At 34.1% G+C, this 19,724-nt stretch carries 20 protein-coding genes and 3 pseudogenes; 17 read left to right on the top strand and 6 right to left on the bottom strand.

Annotated features, from left to right (window positions below):
* Nucleotides 1-533: 533 nt before the first annotated feature.
* Nucleotides 534-983 carry a hypothetical protein gene (locus ACJ004_RS23115; RefSeq protein WP_410895490.1) on the top strand — a complete coding sequence of 150 codons (450 nt, stop codon included), beginning with the start codon at nucleotides 534-536 and terminating at the stop codon, nucleotides 981-983.
* Nucleotides 984-1,191: 208 nt separating this feature from the next.
* Here ACJ004_RS23115 and ACJ004_RS23110 read toward each other — a convergent pair whose 3' ends face one another.
* Nucleotides 1,192-1,638, bottom strand: coding sequence for a hypothetical protein (locus tag ACJ004_RS23110; protein WP_410895489.1), 447 nt, complete (start codon nucleotides 1,636-1,638; stop codon nucleotides 1,192-1,194).
* Nucleotides 1,639-1,932: 294 nt separating this feature from the next.
* Here ACJ004_RS23110 and ACJ004_RS23105 point away from each other — a divergent pair, with 294 nt between their 5' ends.
* A complete protein-coding gene (locus ACJ004_RS23105; protein ID WP_410895488.1) occupies nucleotides 1,933-2,457 on the top strand; it encodes a GNAT family N-acetyltransferase in 525 nt (174 codons plus the stop codon).
* Nucleotides 2,458-2,766: 309 nt separating this feature from the next.
* Here ACJ004_RS23105 and ACJ004_RS23100 read toward each other — a convergent pair.
* Nucleotides 2,767-3,174 (bottom strand): annotated as a pseudogene (locus ACJ004_RS23100) (DUF3888 domain-containing protein); the annotation flags it as partial.
* A gap of 290 nt (nucleotides 3,175-3,464) precedes the next feature.
* A complete protein-coding gene (locus tag ACJ004_RS23095) occupies nucleotides 3,465-4,412 on the bottom strand; it encodes a DUF6454 family protein (RefSeq protein ID WP_410895487.1) in 948 nt (315 codons plus the stop codon).
* 627 nt (nucleotides 4,413-5,039) lie between these two features.
* Here ACJ004_RS23095 and ACJ004_RS23090 point away from each other — a divergent pair.
* From ACJ004_RS23090 to ACJ004_RS23080, 3 genes are all read left to right on the top strand, one after another.
* Nucleotides 5,040-5,951, top strand: coding sequence for a phosphatidylinositol-specific phospholipase C/glycerophosphodiester phosphodiesterase family protein (locus ACJ004_RS23090; RefSeq protein WP_410895486.1), 912 nt, complete (start codon nucleotides 5,040-5,042; stop codon nucleotides 5,949-5,951).
* A 328-nt stretch (nucleotides 5,952-6,279) separates the two neighbouring features.
* Nucleotides 6,280-6,537, top strand: a complete 258-nt coding sequence (locus tag ACJ004_RS23085; protein WP_410895485.1) for a DMP19 family protein — start codon at nucleotides 6,280-6,282, stop codon at nucleotides 6,535-6,537.
* Nucleotides 6,530-6,712, top strand: coding sequence for a hypothetical protein (locus tag ACJ004_RS23080; RefSeq protein WP_410895484.1), 183 nt, complete (start codon nucleotides 6,530-6,532; stop codon nucleotides 6,710-6,712). The genes ACJ004_RS23085 and ACJ004_RS23080 overlap by 8 nt, the downstream gene beginning before the upstream one ends.
* Before the next feature lie 280 nt (nucleotides 6,713-6,992).
* Here ACJ004_RS23080 and ycaC read toward each other — a convergent pair whose 3' ends face one another.
* Together ycaC and ACJ004_RS23070 are read right to left on the bottom strand one after the other, a co-directional pair.
* Nucleotides 6,993-7,637, bottom strand: coding sequence for an isochorismate family cysteine hydrolase YcaC (gene ycaC / locus ACJ004_RS23075; RefSeq protein ID WP_410895483.1), 645 nt, complete (start codon nucleotides 7,635-7,637; stop codon nucleotides 6,993-6,995).
* A 187-nt stretch (nucleotides 7,638-7,824) separates the two neighbouring features.
* Entirely contained in the window at nucleotides 7,825-8,382 is a 558-nt protein-coding gene (locus ACJ004_RS23070) for an NADPH-dependent FMN reductase (protein ID WP_410895482.1), read from the bottom strand.
* A gap of 269 nt (nucleotides 8,383-8,651) precedes the next feature.
* Between ACJ004_RS23070 and ACJ004_RS23065 the strand changes: the two genes are divergently transcribed.
* Together ACJ004_RS23065 and ACJ004_RS23060 are read left to right on the top strand one after the other, a co-directional pair.
* Nucleotides 8,652-9,815, top strand: a complete 1,164-nt coding sequence (locus tag ACJ004_RS23065) for a low temperature requirement protein A (protein WP_410895481.1) — start codon at nucleotides 8,652-8,654, stop codon at nucleotides 9,813-9,815.
* Between the two features lie 58 nt (nucleotides 9,816-9,873).
* Nucleotides 9,874-10,279: pseudogene (locus ACJ004_RS23060) on the top strand (GNAT family N-acetyltransferase).
* Between the two features lie 194 nt (nucleotides 10,280-10,473).
* Here ACJ004_RS23060 and ACJ004_RS23055 read toward each other — a convergent pair.
* Nucleotides 10,474-10,689, bottom strand: coding sequence for a hypothetical protein (locus ACJ004_RS23055; RefSeq protein ID WP_410895480.1), 216 nt, complete (start codon nucleotides 10,687-10,689; stop codon nucleotides 10,474-10,476).
* A gap of 224 nt (nucleotides 10,690-10,913) precedes the next feature.
* Between ACJ004_RS23055 and ACJ004_RS23050 the strand changes: the two genes are divergently transcribed.
* The 10 genes and pseudogenes from ACJ004_RS23050 (at nucleotide 10,914) to ACJ004_RS23005 (ending at nucleotide 19,543) form a co-directional block, all read left to right on the top strand.
* Nucleotides 10,914-11,570 carry a DUF3885 domain-containing protein gene (locus ACJ004_RS23050; RefSeq protein WP_410895479.1) on the top strand — a complete coding sequence of 219 codons (657 nt, stop codon included), beginning with the start codon at nucleotides 10,914-10,916 and terminating at the stop codon, nucleotides 11,568-11,570.
* Nucleotides 11,571-11,820: 250 nt separating this feature from the next.
* Entirely contained in the window at nucleotides 11,821-12,282 is a 462-nt protein-coding gene (locus ACJ004_RS23045) for a hypothetical protein (RefSeq protein ID WP_410895478.1), read from the top strand.
* Nucleotides 12,283-12,442: 160 nt separating this feature from the next.
* A pseudogene (locus ACJ004_RS23040) lies at nucleotides 12,443-12,860 on the top strand (GNAT family N-acetyltransferase).
* A 379-nt stretch (nucleotides 12,861-13,239) separates the two neighbouring features.
* Nucleotides 13,240-13,539: a hypothetical protein gene (locus ACJ004_RS23035; protein ID WP_410895477.1), complete on the top strand. Its 300-nt coding sequence runs from the start codon at nucleotides 13,240-13,242 to the stop codon at nucleotides 13,537-13,539.
* 120 nt (nucleotides 13,540-13,659) lie between these two features.
* Nucleotides 13,660-14,160: a GNAT family N-acetyltransferase gene (locus tag ACJ004_RS23030; RefSeq protein WP_410895476.1), complete on the top strand. Its 501-nt coding sequence runs from the start codon at nucleotides 13,660-13,662 to the stop codon at nucleotides 14,158-14,160.
* A 614-nt stretch (nucleotides 14,161-14,774) separates the two neighbouring features.
* Nucleotides 14,775-15,917: a D-alanyl-D-alanine carboxypeptidase family protein gene (locus ACJ004_RS23025; protein WP_410895475.1), complete on the top strand. Its 1,143-nt coding sequence runs from the start codon at nucleotides 14,775-14,777 to the stop codon at nucleotides 15,915-15,917.
* Between the two features lie 251 nt (nucleotides 15,918-16,168).
* Complete coding sequence (locus ACJ004_RS23020) at nucleotides 16,169-17,008, top strand: Imm26 family immunity protein (protein ID WP_410895474.1); 840 nt, start codon at nucleotides 16,169-16,171, stop codon at nucleotides 17,006-17,008.
* A 938-nt stretch (nucleotides 17,009-17,946) separates the two neighbouring features.
* Entirely contained in the window at nucleotides 17,947-18,444 is a 498-nt protein-coding gene (locus ACJ004_RS23015; RefSeq protein ID WP_410895473.1) for a DinB family protein, read from the top strand.
* A gap of 103 nt (nucleotides 18,445-18,547) precedes the next feature.
* Nucleotides 18,548-18,799 (top strand): VOC family protein, encoded by a 252-nt coding sequence (locus ACJ004_RS23010; RefSeq protein WP_410895472.1) that lies wholly within the window; start codon nucleotides 18,548-18,550, stop codon nucleotides 18,797-18,799.
* A gap of 162 nt (nucleotides 18,800-18,961) precedes the next feature.
* Nucleotides 18,962-19,543: a nucleotidyltransferase domain-containing protein gene (locus ACJ004_RS23005; protein ID WP_410895471.1), complete on the top strand. Its 582-nt coding sequence runs from the start codon at nucleotides 18,962-18,964 to the stop codon at nucleotides 19,541-19,543.
* Nucleotides 19,544-19,724: the final 181 nt, after the last annotated feature.

Raw genomic sequence — 19,724 nt, 5'->3', positions numbered from 1 at the left:
TGTGGATTTCTTAGCACAAAAATATTATCAAGGGATATCATTTTTTATTTGTACAAAGTAATGGCAGCCAATTACAAAAAATCACAACACTTATTGAAAAAGAAAATATTAAGCCTTTTATAGAATAAATTTACTGATATTAACGAAGCGTTAAAAAAGTATCTTCAGGACACTCACTAGGTAAAGTTATATTAGCTTTCGAATCTAGAATTTAAGTGAGCGGAAAAACTCTTTTTTTTACATTAATATGCTTTCCTTACAAAGCAGTTGCCAATAAGGTAACTGTCTTTGTATTTGACAAACGGGTCAGCATTCCTTTAATAAAAGAACTACTACAAAAAGGTACTAATTTGTGAAGAAATGCACTTAAAGTAAAGGGTGCTTGAGTTTAACAAAGAGTTGTAGCTGCGGCTCTTTTTCTTGTTCCACTAACGAAGCAGGTTAGCACAAGAAGGAATGTTAATTCGAGTCGCCGAATTTTATATTTGTTAAAGGGAGAAAATTCGGAGATGTGACAGGAAGAAGGAATGATAATGCTACAACAGATTAGAATAGGAAAATGGTTAATAGAAGCTGATATTGAGAAGACACGAGAATTTTACAGCAAAGATATATCAGTCTGTAATTGCTTATACTGTAAAAATTATGTTGAAGCTTGTAAGAATTTAAGGACTTCTGTTTCTGATGTATTCACTAAACTAGGGATCAATCCAGCAAAACCAGCACATCTTTCTAAATTTCCTACCGAGGAAGCGAGGACACGGTTATACTTAGGGCATTATCATCTTGTGGGAAGAGTACTAGAAGGAGAATTGTGTACAGACACTAACTTTAATGAAAAAAATACTATTGAGGTAACCAATTTCACATTTGGATTTTCAGAGGATTTAGAGTTTGTACCAGAAGGATTCCCAAACCCTGTCATACAGTTAAGCTTTGATGCTAAAATTCCTTGGGTTCTTAAAGAAAATCCAGATGATTGAGTAAGAGTCTTGTGCAACTAACGGGTGCGTTTCTACAATAAGGAGGAACGCTTTTTCGCTGAGGGATCAAGTAGGATAAAAGTGATTTAATTCGATTTAATAGAAAAGGCAATTCATCAATCAAATTATAAGACATTAGATGATGTAGTAGATATTGCTAATAAACCAAAATGTAAAATACTATTTAGACAATTACGAAATGCTTCATTTAGGATAATTCCAAGGTCTTTTTTAGTGATTTTAGCATCTCGCCGTGGGAAAATTTAATTTGCTTCATTACAAATCTTGATATCCACGTAGGGGCATCAACGTGGACCATCTCATCCACTTCAGTTTCAAAATCCGATTCATAAAGAGTAATCGTATTTTTTATGTGAATTCCAGGCGATGTAAATGTTTCCAACTGCAATTGCTGATTCTGCTTAATAGAAGTAAATGAAGCTTCATATTTTTTATATAAGGGGATTAAGTCAAAAAGCATAATCTTGTCTTGAATTTCAACTCTAGTGCTCCCTGTTTTCTCAATTTGAAGCAACTTCACGTCAATAATAAGTGGATGTAAATGGATTAGGTTACTTGGCTCCATTAAGTATTCGTAAATATCTATTGCTGGTGCCTGAATGGATATATGATTACGAAATGAAATGCTTTTCATAGACTGATAATTTCCCTCCTCTCGAGAAGAAGATTATTTCACGAATCCCTCTTTTTATAATTATTTCAACATTCGAAATTATATTACTTTCGTTATTATATCAAAATTAAAGAGGATAGTAATATCTTCTACAATCGGTTTGAAGGGTCTAATATCCAGATGCCATCTAGTTGCTTTTTTTCTTGAACAATAGGGCAGGTTAACATAACAAGAATATTCCATTCATAACAGTATTAATAGTAAAAATGTAAAATCGCAAGCTGACTCACGGTTCAAACAAAAGGGAGTGGGAGAATGTTTCCTATATTAGAAACAGAGCGGTTAGTTTTGAGAGAACTTATGGAATATGACGCATTAGATATATTAAATTGTTTCTCTAATGCAGATGTATTACGTTATTACGGACAAAATCCATTAACAAGTATAGTTCAGGTGAAACAACTTGTCAGGAATTTTTCGAAGAATTACGATGAAAAACGTGGTATTAAATGGGGAATTGAAAAGAAAGGTACGGCAGGTATTATCGGGACAATTGGGTTTCAAGAGTGGTCTCCTGAACATAAGAGAGCAGAAATAAGCTATGCACTTTTTCCTGAACATTGGGGCAATGGATTTGCAACTGAAGCTGTTACTAAACTGATTTCCTATGGTTTTAAAGAGCTTGGTTTAATGCGTATTGGAGCGGTTGTTTTTGTTAAAAATAAAGCATCTAATAAGTTGCTAACAAAACTAGGCTTTATAAAGGAAGGCGTTTTGAGAAATTATTTGTATCAAAATGATGTTCCGTTTGATGCTAATATTTATTCGTTGTTAAAGTAAAAACCATTTTGAAATATCAAATTGTTATAAAACTAACTTTTACAAGAGTTAAAGTTGTGGATAGCTACTTGGTCTTTTTATTATGGGGTGATTGTGAAGTAATGTACTTAAACAAACGGGTGCTTTACTTCAAGAAGGAGTAAAGCCTTTTCCTTATTCAAGTAACGAAGCAGGTTAGTCGAAGAAGGAAAAGACGAGTTTGCATCTTTTATTGGCAGTAACATTAACCTAAAAAGGTTTCTTAAGAACATACTTAAACAAATGTGGCAGCTTATTAAAATCAAACGATCCCTGCAAGTGCAAGTCAGGAGGAGGGTATTTATATGTCTTTAAGTGCGTGTGATTTATTAACTTCACTTCAGGTCCATAAGAAATCTGATAAGTCATTTTGTCCTTGCCAACTCGAACGTGATGACCACCATCGTCTGGTTCGATTTCAAATGTAATCTCCAATTTATTGCCAAAGAGGTGATTTCTTTCTGTTTCAAGCACATCAATGTTCTGTGGGGTTGCTTGTGGATAAAAGTCCTTTAAAATCTTTGGATGATAATATTTATTCAAATCTGCTCTGATATAAGGCGTTAGCATAATCATAAGCATATCCTGTAACCGAAGTTCTTCGGAATCTTGAGTTGGTTTATCTGCTGAAACCAATTTTATTTGGAAGAGTGTAACAAGAACAAGGGATAGTATAAAAGCAATTAGCATTTTTTTCATTCTTTTCAATGCACCTCTTTACGATTTTACCTATTCAATTGTAGTGTTACCTTATTCTAAATAAGGTATGTGCTTCTTGAACTAACGGGTGCAAGAGTGAAACAAGGTGTTGCAGTGGCAGCATCTTTTTTCTAATTGAACAAAAGAAGCAGGTTAGCGAGTATCCGTGAGAAAATCGTATTAAACTGAGGGAGTAGAAGAAATGATAAGATACAGTAAATGTGTTTATTTCTGAAAGAGAGTACTTATAAAGAAAACTTTGATGTTTGGCATCAAAGTTTTCATCTAAATTATTTTTTACTAATGTTTGTTTCATATATTAGCATAGAGGATTGATCATCATCAGGAACAGCATACATTTTAATTCCTTGTGTTGTATTTTCAAGATATACTGGATTGCGTGTTACAACATGTCCATCAGGAGAAAACAGAGGAATTGGCAGTTCATGGACCATATCCATTGTTTTCATATCTAGTAAGGCTAGTCCACCCAATTCATATTTAGCAGTTGATGGTGCTGGTTGTGGCAATTCAGTAATACCACTACATATGATATTGTTTTTTCCAGCATTCTCGCAGTCTTGATAATCAATAAAGTGGCTAGGATTACTTGTTTTTCGAAGAACTTTTCCTTTTTCATTAAACTCATAAAATGTTCTCGAACCCCAGCTCACAGCTTTTAAAGTTCCTTCCTTTCCATCACGAAGTATTCCTCCAATGTGGTCATTCGTGCGAAATACTTCTTGGGACTCCATCGTTTTTGGATTCACTTTATAAATGATGGACTTGCTATTTGGGCGATATTCTGCAACAGGAACCCAGATTGATTTACCATCAAAAGCAATTCCTCCAGGATGATACACATCCCCTTCACCAAGCTTTATATCTTTTAGGAGTTTTCCTTCTTTGTTAAAAAGAAATAGGTGTCCGACTCCTTTACCTGGTGTACGATCATAACCATCTTTCGGCTGGTCGTATTTAACAGGTTTTTCAAGAATTTCTACAGAAGACATGTAGTACAAGTCTCCGACTTTCGTCATTCCTTGTGGATGATAGGTGTTAAATTTCAGATCAACTTTTTCTTTCTGTTCCCAGATATTATTGCGAGTAAGTTGTTGGAATTTTTCTGTGAGTTGTTTTCCTTCTGAACCAGAAAAAAACGTGTTAGGATTTGCAAAAACTGTTGTTCCGGTTCCAATAACAAGCGTGGTAGCCAGTGCAAGAATTACTTTTTTCATCATTTCATCCTCCTGATTTTTAAGGGCTAAAACAATTTAAAATTATTACGGCAGTAAAAAAATTGATTAATCAACTGGATGTTAACCTTTATTTAAGAGATATGTTTATCAGTTAAACAATTGACGGTTAAAGTTACCTCTATCAAACAATAGGTTATACTGTTGCACCTTTAAAGTTAGATCATAACAAATCCAGTTGATATCCTTGCCCAAAGTCATCTTAAATTTCCCCTTTTTTATGATGTTTAATGTATCTTACTAAAGTAATGTTAAGTGAAAGTAATTGGTGTGTTAGATATTTGTAAAGATTCCTATATTAACGAGGATTTATTGCTGCGGGAGCCTTTTTCTTATTCGACTAACAGGGCAGTATAGTTGCATAAGAAAATTGTATTAACTAAAAAGGAAATTATCTTGATTTTCTTTTAAACGAACAAAAGATAAAAGTTTAATTTTTTTATTACATTATTTATTTTGTTTATTTTTTTTGTAAAAATATTTTGCCATTTACATAAAACATGTAAAGTAATTAAAGGGTTTGTAAAGAATCCTGTAATTTCATTTAACTTTAATGGTTTTTCTCTAAAATGGAAAAGGTAATCTATTATTATAGGAGGACTAGAAACTATGAAAAAATGCTTGGCTGTTTTAACCCTTATTGCTTCTGTTTTCATGCTATCTTTTACAAATGTTTTTGCTGCTGCCGGGGAAGGCAAATCATCATTATCTAACCAAGAGACTGTGGTTCCTCTTGCAAAAGCTCACGCACATAATGATTACGAGCATACCCGTCCATTAACAGATGCCCTGGAGCATGGATTTACGAGTGTAGAAGCTGATGTTTGGCTTGTTGATGGTGAACTCCTTGTTGCCCATGATAAAGAGGATTTACGACCAGATCGAACATTGAAATCACTATATCTTGACCCATTGAAGGAAAGAGTTAAAGACAATAATGGTGCCGTTTATCCAGGATATGATAAAGAGTTTATTCTATGGATCGATGTGAAGTCGGAGGATGTAGCGACCTATCAAGTTATCCATGAACAGCTGAAAACATATCAAAAAATGCTTACAAAGTTTTTGCCTTCAGGGGTAAAACCGGGGGCGATTACTGTTTATATTTCAGGGAATCGTCCAAAAGAGCTAATGGAGAACCAGCCCGTTCGCTATGCAGCCTATGATGGACGAATGAGTGACTTTGAATCAGGTGCCTCCAATGAGTTTATGCCAATTATTAGTGATAATTGGACAAAACATTTTACTTGGATGGGTGTAGGTGAGATGCCAAAAAATGAAAGGGAGAAACTGAATAATATTGTTTCGACCGCTCATGCTAATGACCAGAAAGTACGTTTTTGGGCGACCCCTGACATCGCATCTCCAGCTAGAGATGCTGTATGGAAGGAACTTTTGAAAGCGGGTGTTGATTTTATCAATACCGATGATTTAGCTGGCTTGCAGATTTTCTTAATGAAAAATGATCCTCAGCCTTCTGAACCTAATATTACTTGGGAAACCACTAACAATAATAAATAAAAGCTGAGGATTCAGTGTAATCATTTCAGATTATTGTAAAATAATCCTTAGGTAAACCACCACGTGTTTTAAAAATTTCGATTATCAATACAATGGAAAGGCGATGACTGAGAGTCATCGCCTTTGTGTGTTTAATACGGTCTATTGCAGTTATAAAGTGTTGGTTTTTTTGTGATAGCCATTACTATTACATCTTCAACTAACGGGTGCAAGAGTTAAGGATCGGGATGGCTGCGGTGATACCGTTTTCTTATTGTGCTATCGAGCAGTTTAGTTTAAGAAGACATTGTTGAAACTACTTAATAATTTAACGTCGGAGATGAAAAAAATGGACAGATTAGCTTATGAAGAGTGGGAACAACGATGGAATCAATTATTTGATAAATATGAAGAAAAAGGTTACTTAAGTTTTAGTTCAGACGAAAGAATTTGGTTTAATGTAAGAGGCTTAATTGATGCGATTGAAAATGGTGGTCTAATAAGTTTTTATTATAATTATGGTGCTGATTACCTTGATGATACATTGGAAGATTTGCAAAAAATAGATGCAATTGAAGTTGTTCATTTGTTACAAAAAATTGAATGAGTTATTTCCAAATGGAAATCCACCAAAAGATATAGATGAACGTAATGAGGAAATCGATTCCTGGGATGGACAGTATAATGACTTATTTGAGGAATTAGACAAGAAATTTTATAACGAACAACAAGAGACTCTTGAAATCAAGTTAGATAAGGTAGTAAAAAGATTAATTAATTAAAGTTAACGGGTACAAGCGTTAAAGATTAGGGCTGTTGTGGAAGTCCCTCTTCTTATTCCACTAAAGAAGCAGTTTAGTTGAACAATCGACCTTAGCTTTTTTGGGGTACCACCAGCAAAACGCGGATTTACAACGTTAAGGAAATACAAATATAAAAAGCCTAATTTCTCAGGTGTTATAAGTGAGAAATTAGGCTTTAGTTACTTCAGAAAAACGCCTTTTTCTTGAATAAGCCAGAAGCTTTATATTGGAAAAAGTGATTTATAAATAAGCTGCTATTCTAGTTAGGCTGCTTGCTGAAATCTCTCTGAGCTCCCCTATAGCTTCCAATAAGATTTTGATAACCAGGAAGATGGCTAGAAATTAAAGCGCCAAAACCTTCAACATCATTGCGCCAATCACGTTGTAATTCGCACGCTATGCTAAACCAGTTCAGAAGCTGCACCCCACCATGGGCCATACGCGTTAATGCCGCATCCGCTACTTGTTTACTGAATGTTCCAGAAGCATCAGTAGCAACAAATACTTCATAACCAGCGTTCACAGCGGAAAGTGCAGGAAATGCAACACAAACATCTGTTACTACGCCGGCAATGATCAGTTGTTTTTTTCCAGTTTCTTCGATTGCTTTGACAAAATCTTCATTCTCCCATGCGTTAATTTGTCCAGGACGAGCTATTTTTGGCGCATGAGGAAAAAGTTCAACCAATTCTTGCATGAGTGGCCCATTAGGCCCGTTTTCAAAGCTTGTTGTTAAAATAACTGGTAAATCAAAAAACTTAGCAGTGTTAGCAAGAGCCATAACATTGTTCTTGAATTCATCAACACCATAGTCACGCACAAGACCGGAGATAAGGCCGGTTTGATGATCAACTAAAAGAACGGCAGCATCATCTTTATTAAGACGAGAATAGAAATCAGACATTTTATTGTCCTCCCTTTAATTAAATATAAGTAATCGAAGAAGATTCATAGATTGGAAAATGGATGTTAAACTCCTTCGTTTGTTCCAATGTAATTGAACGGATTACTGGAATTCGTTTTCTAAAAACTCATTATGTGTTAGTAGTATTTTAATAAAAATGATTGAAAAAGAGCTTGGACTTTTTCAATTAATCTAGAGCTGGAGTGTGTCCGATCCAAGAAATAAATTGATGTAAATATTGTTGAAGATAACGTTTTGTTTGTTCGTCTGTAAGGACTTTCTGATCAGAATCAATCTTTTTATGTACTTGGGAAATCAACACTTTTTGAAATGGAAGAACATGAACCTGCATGGCCTCTAGTACTTGTCTGATTTGCAATTGAGCAAAGGCAGTACCTAATCCCCCAGGAGTTGCACCAATTAAACCAACCGGTTTTCTGCTAAGAACGGCGGATTCCCGAGGTCTTGATGCCCAGTCCAACGCATTCTTTAATACGCCTGGAATTCCAGAATTGTACTCTGGACTTATAATAATGATACCGTCAACGTCCTGGATAGCAGATTTAAATGATGTCACTGTTTCTGGAACACTTATTTCTAAGTCTTCGTTGAACAAAGGTAGATCATTAATCTCGATCCAACGAAATTGATGGGAATCATCCAGCTCTGTTAATGATTGAGCAATGATTCGATTATAAGAGTTTTTTCGTAAACTACCACAAATAAGGCCGATGGTCTTAGTCATACATTTCCTCCTCGTTTAAAATTATTTTAATGTTACCATAATATACCAAAATAGAAGAGTGTCGTTATACCTAATTGTCTGATTATTTAATTTAATGAAGTGTTTATTACAAGAAATCTAGGATGTAAGGATTTCTCTTTAGTTTTCTTATTATTCGGCTCGTGTTTTGCAAGCTATGGCAAATGGTCTATGTCAATTTTATTTTCTCTTTCAATTACTATTTATTTCCATCATACTAGTAACTATAAAGAGTTGGAGGGAGTGCAGAAATGGAAGAAAAGAAAGTGACCTGGTTAGAACTCTTTTATGATTTGTTATTTGTGGCGGCGGTTGCGGCTGCGACTCATGTTTTACTTCATGTTGAAGATGGTCATATCCATGCAGAGTATTTAGTAAAGTTTGTATTAATTTTTATTCCTATCTGGTGGGCTTGGGTAGGGCAAACCATATTTATTAACCGGTTTGGAAAAGATTTATTTCATCAACGTATCTTTTTAATTCTGCAAATGTTTTTTGTACTAATTATGACATCAAGTTTATCAGTTGATTTTGATCCTTATTATCTTTCTTTTTTAATTGGTTATATTGGCTTAAGAGCAGTGACTGCGATCCAATATCTTATTGTCCAGCGTATAGAAACGGGAGTTCGAAAACAAGCAGCCCTCTTTTTTGGAAGGTATTTTTGGATTGGAATCGTCATTTCATTATTGTCCGTCTTTTTTGATTCTTGGGTTCGTTATGCTGTGTTGTATACGGGAATCCTTATTGATATCATTGTCCCGGTGCTTGGACGAAAATGCTTAGAAAAGGTTCCCACAAATACGGCTCATTTATTAGAGCGATTTGGTTTATTTACCATTATTCTCTTTGGGGAAGCTCTTATTAGTACACTTGCGATCATTCAGCCTACACAAGGAAATTGGGATTCAATAGGCTTTGCGATCATTTCATTTATCCTGATTATATCGATGTGGTGGCAATATTTCGATAACATGGAGAAGAAACTCGACAAGTCTTTACAAACATCCGGCCAAATCATTATTTATGGTCATCTGTTTATTTTAATGTCTTTGAGCATGATTGCAGCATCTATCAGACTATTGTTTTTAGATGAGGTCCATTACTCATTTATCTTATTTTTTGCTTTTGGATCTGTATTGCTCTATTTCCTTTCAACTACCTTTGTTTTCCATCAATATAGACATGTGCACCACCGATTGAAAATTTATCATTTAGGGTTATTTTTAGGAATTTTAACCGTCTTTTTTATTATTAATTTGATTATTGTAGTACCCAATATTTTGATAATAGTTGAATTAACCTTGTTTTTTATTATCTTTACTAAACTAACAATTTCTAATAAAAAGCAACCGTTGACAAATGAGATTCATCCGAGAATTGGAATTGAGGAAGATAATAAAAACTTTTATTGAGAGAGGATGTCTTGAACTGGTTACTCGTAATGTTATTGAAGATGATTATTTTAAAGTAATGGATGTTATTAATAATTGGTGGGGAGGTAGACAAATGACACATTTGTTGCCTCGATTATTTTTTGAGCATTTTCAGTCAACGAGTTTTATAGTTGAAGATGAAAACAATAGTTTATCGGCTTTTCTTATTGGATTTGTTTCTCAAACACATCCAAATGAAGCCTATATACATTTTGTTGGCGTAAATCCTGAAATTAGAAATAAAGTATTAGCGAGAGGAATATATAATTTATTCTTCTCAAAAGTTCGAAATTTAGGTTGTGATACAGTTAAATGTATAACTTCTCCAGTTAACGAAGGATTGGTTGCATATACATAAGTCAATGGGTTTTTCTGTAACTTTAGGAACGGATTATACTGGTAAAGGACAAGACCGTATTTTATTTTCTAAAAAAATAGGTTAACATTTTGTACCAAATTGGCAGCATTCTTGTAATAAAACTAAGTTTGTGAACAATTGTACTTAAACTATAGGGTGCGATTGTTCAATAAGAGCAGTCGTTCTTTCACTAACGGGCAGTTTAGTTGAAGAAGTTATTTGACTCTTCAATGTCGCATTGCTCAAAATTGTGCAGTAAAAATAATAAAAGGACGGTCTCTATTGGAAGGGACCATAAAAATAAGGGGCTGCCATTCCCTGTCCTGTGTACACGTACTTTGTACCGTATGGATGGGCAAAAACTGGATGATACAAACCACCAAAAGAAATATAAAAAGGGTCGTTACCTTTTATAATCTGACCCCAAGGTCCGAAAAACGGTCTTCCATATCCATGATAAATAACACCATCAGTTCCAGTTATGATTGTCTGCATTAAATCAACACCGTCCTTAACATATCTTATTCAATAAATAAAAAGTAGGATTTTGTCTTTCTTAAATATAGGTTTTATTATTCAGTTGAACATAAAAGAACTATTTAAGTAGTACGACCTACGAGAAATATGTGCAATAAAATAGAAGGTGCTTGATCAACTAACGGGTGCGTTTCTAAAAAATTTTATATACTACTTTTGTTAATAAATCGGTTGGAGGAAAAATGATTAGAAATCTATATTCATTTTTAAATCAGAATTTTGAGGGGCTAATTTTAACCCCTCCTCTATTTTATTCTTGGAATAATAGCATTAGGTTCGAAATTTCAAATCCTATAAAACCACACTACTCAAAAGAAAATTTGCAACAAACCTTTCAACGGTCCATTACTTTGTTTAAAAAGGTGTTTAATGAGAGGGATGAAATTCTGCTGGTTACCGATGTGCTTACTACAAGAAACAATCACTTTCTCCAGAGGAAACCTTTAAATGTTTATAAGAAGTATTTAAAAGATAAAAATCTATTATACAAATTACACCATCAACTTTTAGGTAGATTCTTCGAAGATGAAGCGGATGAGATGGTTATTCATCGATTTCTCCTTCAGTGCAAAAAGAACACTATTAGGTATGTCCCACTATTAAAAGCAATTTGTTATGAGGACTATGCTCATTCATCTACTATTTTAAAAAGTAATCAAGAAAGTGGATATGAAATTTATTTTGTTAATCTAAATAAAAAAATAATTTTCCACTTATATGATGATCGTGGATGCGATATTTTAGCAGCAGATAAAGAGGATATTCGTTATCTTTATGAGGAATTTAACGATTGGATTTTAGATTATGATCGCAAAAGAATTGATCACTTGTTTGAGTAGAACATAACGTGCATCTTCAACTAACGTAGCAGGATAACCTCAACTTTTTGGCTACTCAGTTGAAATGTAAATAATTGAGTGGGATAAAGGTAATTTAAAAGAGTATCTAAGTTAGTGTTCTTGCACTAAAGGGTGCCAGAGTTGAAGATCAGGGCTGTCATTATGGCAGCCATTTCTTATTCGACTAACGGATAGTTGAAGAAAGAAAAAGGATAAAGTTAATTAAAAAAATTTTTGAAAAAACATCAAAATGGAGGATGTTGAAGAAGTGTCTGATTATTACTATATGTTATTTTTGTCACTTGTAATGATAATTGGTTCCGTCGCTATCATTATGTATTATTATAAAAAGCAAAAGAAACAAGGTAGTTCTTATAAAATGCCAATGAAAGAAAGATTTATTATCATTACTTTTACGCTGTTTTCAGTCATTTGTTTTATATACTCCATACGATTTTTACCAACTGTAATACTTAATCAAACTGAGGAATTTAAAGGAAAATGTGATGTGTTTATTTTCGAAGGGGTAAAAAGTGGAGGTGGTTTGCAGGTTGAGTTTAAGAAAAAGATTATTGGTTTTTCTCGTCAAGGATATAGTGAAGACCAGGATGGAACTTATTACTGTGAAGTGGAATATTATCGTAATTCAGATATAGGAAAATCATTAAAAATCTATGATTTACAGAACCATACATTAGTGAAGCCTAAATAATCTATTTATAACTTTTTATTCAACTAAAGGGTGCAAGAGCTAAAGATTGGGATGGCTGCGGCGATCCCATTTTTTTTATTGCACTAACTGGCAGGATATTTAAAGAAGGTGCAATCAACAATAATGAAGAAATACTCATAGTATTATAGGGAGGGGTTTTATGGATTTAAGAATACATAGTGATTTTTCTAAAGTAAATCTTGATGAAATGAAGGAAATTTATTCTTCTGTCGGTTGGACAAAGCATACAAAAGAGATTATCAAGCAAGTTTTCGAAGCAAGTAATGTTATAGCATTGGTTACAGTAAATGGTCGGATTATTGGACTTGGTAGGGCGATCAGATGGTGTTTTTAATGCTGCAATTTATGACGTTATAGTACATCCAGAATTTCAGAAACAAGGGATAGCGAGACAAATTATGGAGTATTTACTTGATAAACTAAGTAATATATCGTGCGTTCATTTAATTTCTACCTCTGGAAATGAGGATTTTTATAAGAAACTTGGATTAAAGAGAATTAAAACAGGAATGGCTAGGTACTTAAACCCTAATCTATCCAGTGAGTATTTAGAATAACCATTTTTCTTGTTGTGCTAACGGGTGCAAGAGTTAAAGATCCAGCTGATAAACTAGCTGGTTTTTTCTTATTCCACTAACGTTACAGTTTAGTTTGATAAGAAGAAGGTATTTTCCTTCTGCCGAATACATATTTAAGCCTTACTTTAAATAGGAAGTATGGCTTTTTCTTTATTCTATAATCTCTAGCAAATTAGGGGCTTGCGTATACAACGAGCTAAATTAATGATGTAAATGAAAATGAGGTCCAAATGAAGGTGTATGTAGATATTCCTTATAAATTACGAGGCATAGGTAAGTCATCAGTACCGAACCATAGCTATCTACTGTTACAATGAGAGAATGAAAGAATTTAACAGTATGTAGAAAGGAGTTCCAAATGAAGATGATAGATGAGTACTTCGAAACAGCAATGGAAGCCTGGAGTATGATGCAAAAGACTTCTGATGATGAAGGGGCAGAATGGGCTGAAAGATTTGAACGCTACTTTTATGAATTTATCGATGAATTGAAGAAATGGTGGGCAACTCTTCATCCAAAGCCAACAAATATTGATGAGGCTGAGGAACTACCTGAAATAAAAAAGTGGATGGAGCAAATCCCTGCTCCTGTACAACTAAATTTTCTTACAGAATTAGAGGATATTTTGGATGGATTTAATACAGAACGTTTTGATTAAGAAGTAGAGTATGGTGGAAATGTGTTGTTGTACTAACGTAAGCAGGATAGTTGAAGAAGGAATTTCTCTAATCTTGGAAGAATTTATATTCAAAGAAATGTTAAGGAGCTTGTGAATAATATGGAATCCATTAGTAAAAGCGAAGTAAAGCTACGAGATATCACAGAGGAAGATCTTCCTATCTTTTTCGAACAACAACTAGATTCAACGGCGAACTATATGGCTGCCTTTACAACTAAAGACCCCACTGATAAGGACGCATTTTTTGACCATTGGACAAAAATTATTGCTGACGAGACCATCACAATTAAGACTATATTATTCAATGGCATTGTCACTGGACACGTCTCGACCTTTGAACAGTTCGGCGAACCCGAAGTAAGCTACTGGATCGGGAAGGAATATTGGGGTCAAGGTATTGCAACTAAAGCGTTGTCAGAATTTCTGGAGTATATTAAGGTACGTCCGCTCTATGCTCGTGCCGCTAAAGATAACCTAGCCTCCATCAGGGTATTGGAAAAATGCGGGTTTAAAATCATCTCTGAAGATAAGGGTTTTTCTAACGCAAGAGGCAAGGATGTTGAAGAATTTATTTTGAGGCTTGAACCTTATGATATGTAATAAACGTTATACGATTGGAGGGGTTCTTGACTAAGAAACCTTCTGTTGTTTAACTAATGGGTGCTTATGTTCAAGAAAGCAAGGCTGCCGAAACAGCCTTGCTTTCTTATTGTAACGGAGCAGGTTAATTAAAGAAGGAAAAACAGTAAACAAGGAGGATATGTTAAATTAATAGACGGTTCGGTATCGTGTTCAGGAAGGGAAAAGAAATCCAAATGAAATCTAAAAAATCCGTTATTATATATGATATTATCTTTCTTGTCTTACTTTGGGGATATGGATTGTATCGATTGTTTGTGAAAAATGATGAAGTAATGGTTATTATAATTCCATTATTTACCTATTTATTATTTAGAAAAACAAAGCAAAAACCATAATTCCTTATTGAAGTAACGAAGCAGTTTAGTTGAAGAAGGATTTACGAATATAGGGATAGAATAATATGTATTAATCGGATGGAACAGGCGAAGAATTCGGTTGGATAGAAAGAGAAGAAATAACATTCAAAACAAATATTTAGAGAACTGGAATGTTCCAGTTCTTTTTAATTTCTGACACTCCTGTATCGATAAAACATACCTTATTATGTATCAATGATGTAAGGAGTGAGGTATGTGTTTCCATATAATACTTGGAATGGAGACTATAGAACAATAAATTACGTTGTAAAACCGGGAGATACACTGTATACGATCGCTAAAAAATTTAATACAACCATCCCAAATATAAAGAATGCAAATCATTTACTAAGCGATGCCCTATATCCCGGACAATCGTTAACTATTCCAGGCGCTACGACGTATGTCGTACAACCAGGAGATTATCTATATACTATTGCTAAGAAATTCAATACTACCGTGCAAAATATTAAGATTGCAAACAATTTAACTAAAGATTTAATTTATACCGGACAATCGCTAATAATACCTGTCCCTTCAGTAATAACACTTCCAGACGGTGTATTTGGGATTGGAAGCCACGGTCCCAACGTATTAAAAATACAACAAGCATTGGCATCTATGGGCTTTGATATCGAACCGGATGGTGTTTATGGTCCAAAAACTTCAAACGTTATCTTAGATTTACAAAAAAAATACCCTGAAGCTTTAGTGGCTGATGGCGTATATGGACCCAAGACAAAAGAAATTTTACAAAAACTTTTATCATCTAACTATAAAGTTGTACAAAATCCCGACAATAGAATGGTGTTAGTCAATAAATTTAATGCGCTTCTCCCTTCCTATGTCCCTAAAAATTTAACTGTAACAGATATTCCATTTTACTTTACGGAGTTCCGACCACAAAAACTGATGCAACCCGAAGCAGCTAAAGCCGTTGATGCTCTATTTGATAAAGCAAAACAGGACAATATCGATTTAACTGGCGTTTCCGGTTATCGTTCTTATGACTATCAAAACCAGCTTTTCTCTAGAAATATAAAAGCGAATCCAAACGCCAATCAATTCAGCGCTCGCCCTGGCGAAAGCGAACATCAAACAGGTTTAGCAATAGATGTTTCTAGTCCATCTGTCGGAAATGCTCTTACCCAATCTTTCGGGGATACGAAAGAAGGTAAGTGGTTAGCTGAAAACGCACCTGAATTCGGGTTTATAATACGATATCCAAAAGGAAAAGAAAGTATCACAGGATATCAATATGAGCCATGGCATATTCGTTATATAGGAAAAGATGTTGCCAAACAAATAGCAAGTCGAAACTTAACACTTGAAGAATACCTAGGTCAAACACCTATTTAAAAGCACAAAAGCAGTGTAATTCGAAGCCGAATGAACACTGCTTTTTATATTTACCCTATATACTCTAGTAGAATACAAATTAGATTGTGAAGAAATGTACTTAAAGTAACGGGTGCGATGCTTCAATAATGAAGGATCGCTTTTTCCTTATTCAAGTAACGTGGCAGGATACTTGAATAATCGTACCCCGTTGTTTAAGTTCTTATTTTTGTTATAGAATCAAATATAATATGTGTGTCGGGAGGTCTAATATGGTTGATAATGAAAATTTGACTTTAGATATTGGAATAGTTAAAATTCATCTTCCTGATGCAATTAATCCCAGTTTTATGATTGCACAAAGTCTGGGTGAGGAATTTGGTTTAAAAACCAATTATGAAGCTGAAGAAAAATTACGCAATACTTTGGAAAGCAAGGATAGTGACATTTATAAAAAAATTAAAATCGACGCTGAATCCGGCTGTGTTTTTATAAATGTAAATTCAAAACAAGGTAATAGTATTCTTGAAGTGGCAATTATAATTAATGAATTAGCGATACAACCATTTCGTCAAGACCTAATCTCTGAACATATTGAAGACGCAAGAAAAGTCCTGACAACCTGGAAACGCCCAAAACCTCAAAAATGGCAAGAAGGTGATATATTTGCCATTCCATTATCGGACAGGTCATTTGGATATGGGCAAGTATTATGGCATCAAAATAAAAAATCGTCTGTTACCTGTGCAATATTTGATTGTCGCAGTAATGAAATTAAACCAAAAGGGGAAATAGTTCAATCAGACGTTATATCAGTTTTAACTGTAAAAAATTTATATGATTTAAACAGTGGCAAATGGAAAGTATTAGGTAATGATTCATTGGTGAAAGAAAAATCAAATGTACCTTTGGAACACAGTGGCACTGCTGGAGTCGGTTTGAAGATTTATCAAGAATATATCCTTAGCAGTTTTATTGAGGCATTTTTTGCGATAAAGCCGTGGAATCATTTACCATTCAAAGATAACTTTATGGATAAGCTTCTTTTGCCAAATGTGAATAGACCTGATAATGTTATTACCCTAACAAAAGAACAAAAGAAATTATACTGATAGATTTCTTAAACCAGGGCTTCCATTTGAAGTTCTAAAAAGAACTTTAAAAAGTCTTGACTTATAAGTTTGTGAAACTTTGTACTTAAACTTACTGGTGCTTTAGTTGAAGAAATCATACCACAAAATGTTGTGATAATTGAGGTCATTTGTAGCACAAAAAAGGATAGATTAAGAGTATTTTCTACTGCTCACCTATCCTTTGTAATTTTTCCCTTATAATGACTGACCATGAAATACAAATTAACTGTTGATAAGGGTGATAAACAATATCTTTTGCAATCGCAGGATTATCACTTATGGTTGATACGGCGAAAATGGGGAAACCTGCTGTAATCGTATAAAAAGAAGAGAACAATACTAAAGACAATAAAATAATAATTACATATTGGTTTGTCCATAGTTTAAGTTTTCTTTTACCTATGGTATATAAGACCGTCTTTCAAGGCTATTCCCAAAAAAAGTGGTAATTTATAAGTGAACAAATTAATTTTTTCCTTATTTTTAAAAAATAAGAGTTGTTTGAAATAAGAGCAATTGTAGTCATGTACATGAAGAAGGAATTTAAACTAGATGATTCGAATAAGTTATAGTGAACTTGGTTTTGTTGTATTCTCAAAATAAATGATTGGAGGATTTCATTGAGAACATTTTTTCGTTATATGGTCGATAGTAGCAAATGAAGATGATTTTGATACGTATGAATGGCTATTTTCGAAATCGATTGAGAATTATTGTTATCCTCACCCGGAAGATTCGGATTACCCTGCCATGTTGGAGAGTATTAGAAGCTGGAGAGAAATGTATCTCCAAAATGGAAGGGACACACTTGGTTTTGGTTTATACCTTTTTAGGAACGACTAATTTATACTATACTCAGATTTTTTCATGTCTTTTAACTTTGAAAGATTACACTAAACAGTGAGGAGATTGGATTTATGCAAGTTGTAGCTAAAATGTTTTTAGAACAACTCGACATGCATTGCTATAAGAATGAGTGGTTTGCATCCATGGATCAGGCGCTTCATGGAGTCATCGCAGCTGAGGCAGCATGGACAAGTTCGGGAATCAGCAATTCGATTTGGCAGATTGTCAACCACTTGATATTTTGGAATGAAGACGTGATCCATCGAATTAAGGGCACAGAGAATCCGCATAAAGCAGAAGGCAATGATGAAACCTTTGGAAATCCGGGGGATCCAGAAGACGAAATTGGGTGGGCCCAGACAGTGCAGCGCCTTTATGAAGTCATGAATAAATTAAAAACGGTTATTGCGGACCTTGACGATGAAAAGTTAACAGCTCCGTATGCAGCTAATAGTTACTCTACTGACCGTTTACTCAGCAATATCATGATGCACGATACGTATCATCTCGGCCAAATTGTTCTGTTGCGAAAGTTGCAATCCTCTTGGCGTGGCGTTGATTGGTCCTAACGAAATGAATGAGCTAATCAAAAGGATTTTATCAGAAACTGGGTTTTACACAAACCTTAGTAGCAGAAATTGATGATAAACCAGTACATTTTATGAACTAATATTGGACTGTTTTAAGTTAGGGATAGCCACTAAAGAATCTACAAAAGAAATTCACGGGTTAAAACCTGGTAAAAACATGGGTTGCAAAATTGTTGTATGGACAGAAGATACAGATTCAGCCATTCAGCACCTAATTGAAAACGGTGCTACAATGTTATCCCATCCTCATAATTTTTTAAATAATTTAAGGTCGGGTTGGGTACAAGACCCAGATGGAAACCCAATACAAATTGTTTGTAAAAGAAAAGAATAAGTCTCTTCAACTAAAGGGTGCAAGAGTTTAAGAAGGATCGTACCGGCTGCGGTCCTTTTTATTATTGAAGTAACGTGGCAGTTTAGTTGAAGAAGCAACAGGTAATTCTTATAGCAAAAAAGAATAGATAAGAGATAAATTTTTACAATTTGGAGGATTTTTATGTCATTTGAACAATGTCAAAGTATTACCTCTTTAATGGCAGGATTTAATAAAACGTGGGGCATTGCTGGTGGATGGGCAATTGACCATTTTATTGGTAAAGAAACCAGGGAACACAAAGATATAGAAATTGCTGTATTCCGAAAAAATCAACTATATCTAAAAGATTATCTTAAAGAATGGGAGTTTAAAAAGGTCATTAAAGGTGAATTTCATAGCTGGGAAAATGAGTTTTTAGAGTTACCAGTTCACGAAATACACGCTTCGAATAAATTAAATGGAGCTAAAATTGAAATTCTTCTCAATGAAACAAAAGATAATGATTGGAAATTTAGAAGAGATTTAAGGATTTCCTACCCACTCACTTCAGTTTGGAGTTATTCTGAAACAGGTATTCCTTATCTAAATCCAGAAATTGTTCTTTTATATAAGGTGAAAAATACTAGAGAAAAAGACCATCAAGACTTTATGACAATAAAGGACTATCTCGATATTGAGAAGAAACAATGGCTTCGATATGCGATAGAATTGCACGAACCAAAACATAAGTGGCTTCAATATTTGTTCAATTTATTGTGCTAACTGGGCAGGTTAATGTAAGAAGCGGAATGAAAATCCCTGTCTTTTTAATACCGCTTTTGACCCATACTACGAAATAATTGAAAAAGGAAAAGTTTATTTCGCCTCTTCCATTAATACTTTTTTTACTTTCATGGTGGAGATATAAGATATGATATTTATTAAAATAGTGTGAATTATTTTT

The sequence above is a fragment of the Neobacillus sp. 204 genome (assembly GCF_046562815.1).
GTDB lineage: Bacteria > Bacillota > Bacilli > Bacillales > Cytobacillaceae > Neobacillus.
This window is presented reverse-complemented; position numbering and strand designations above follow the sequence as displayed.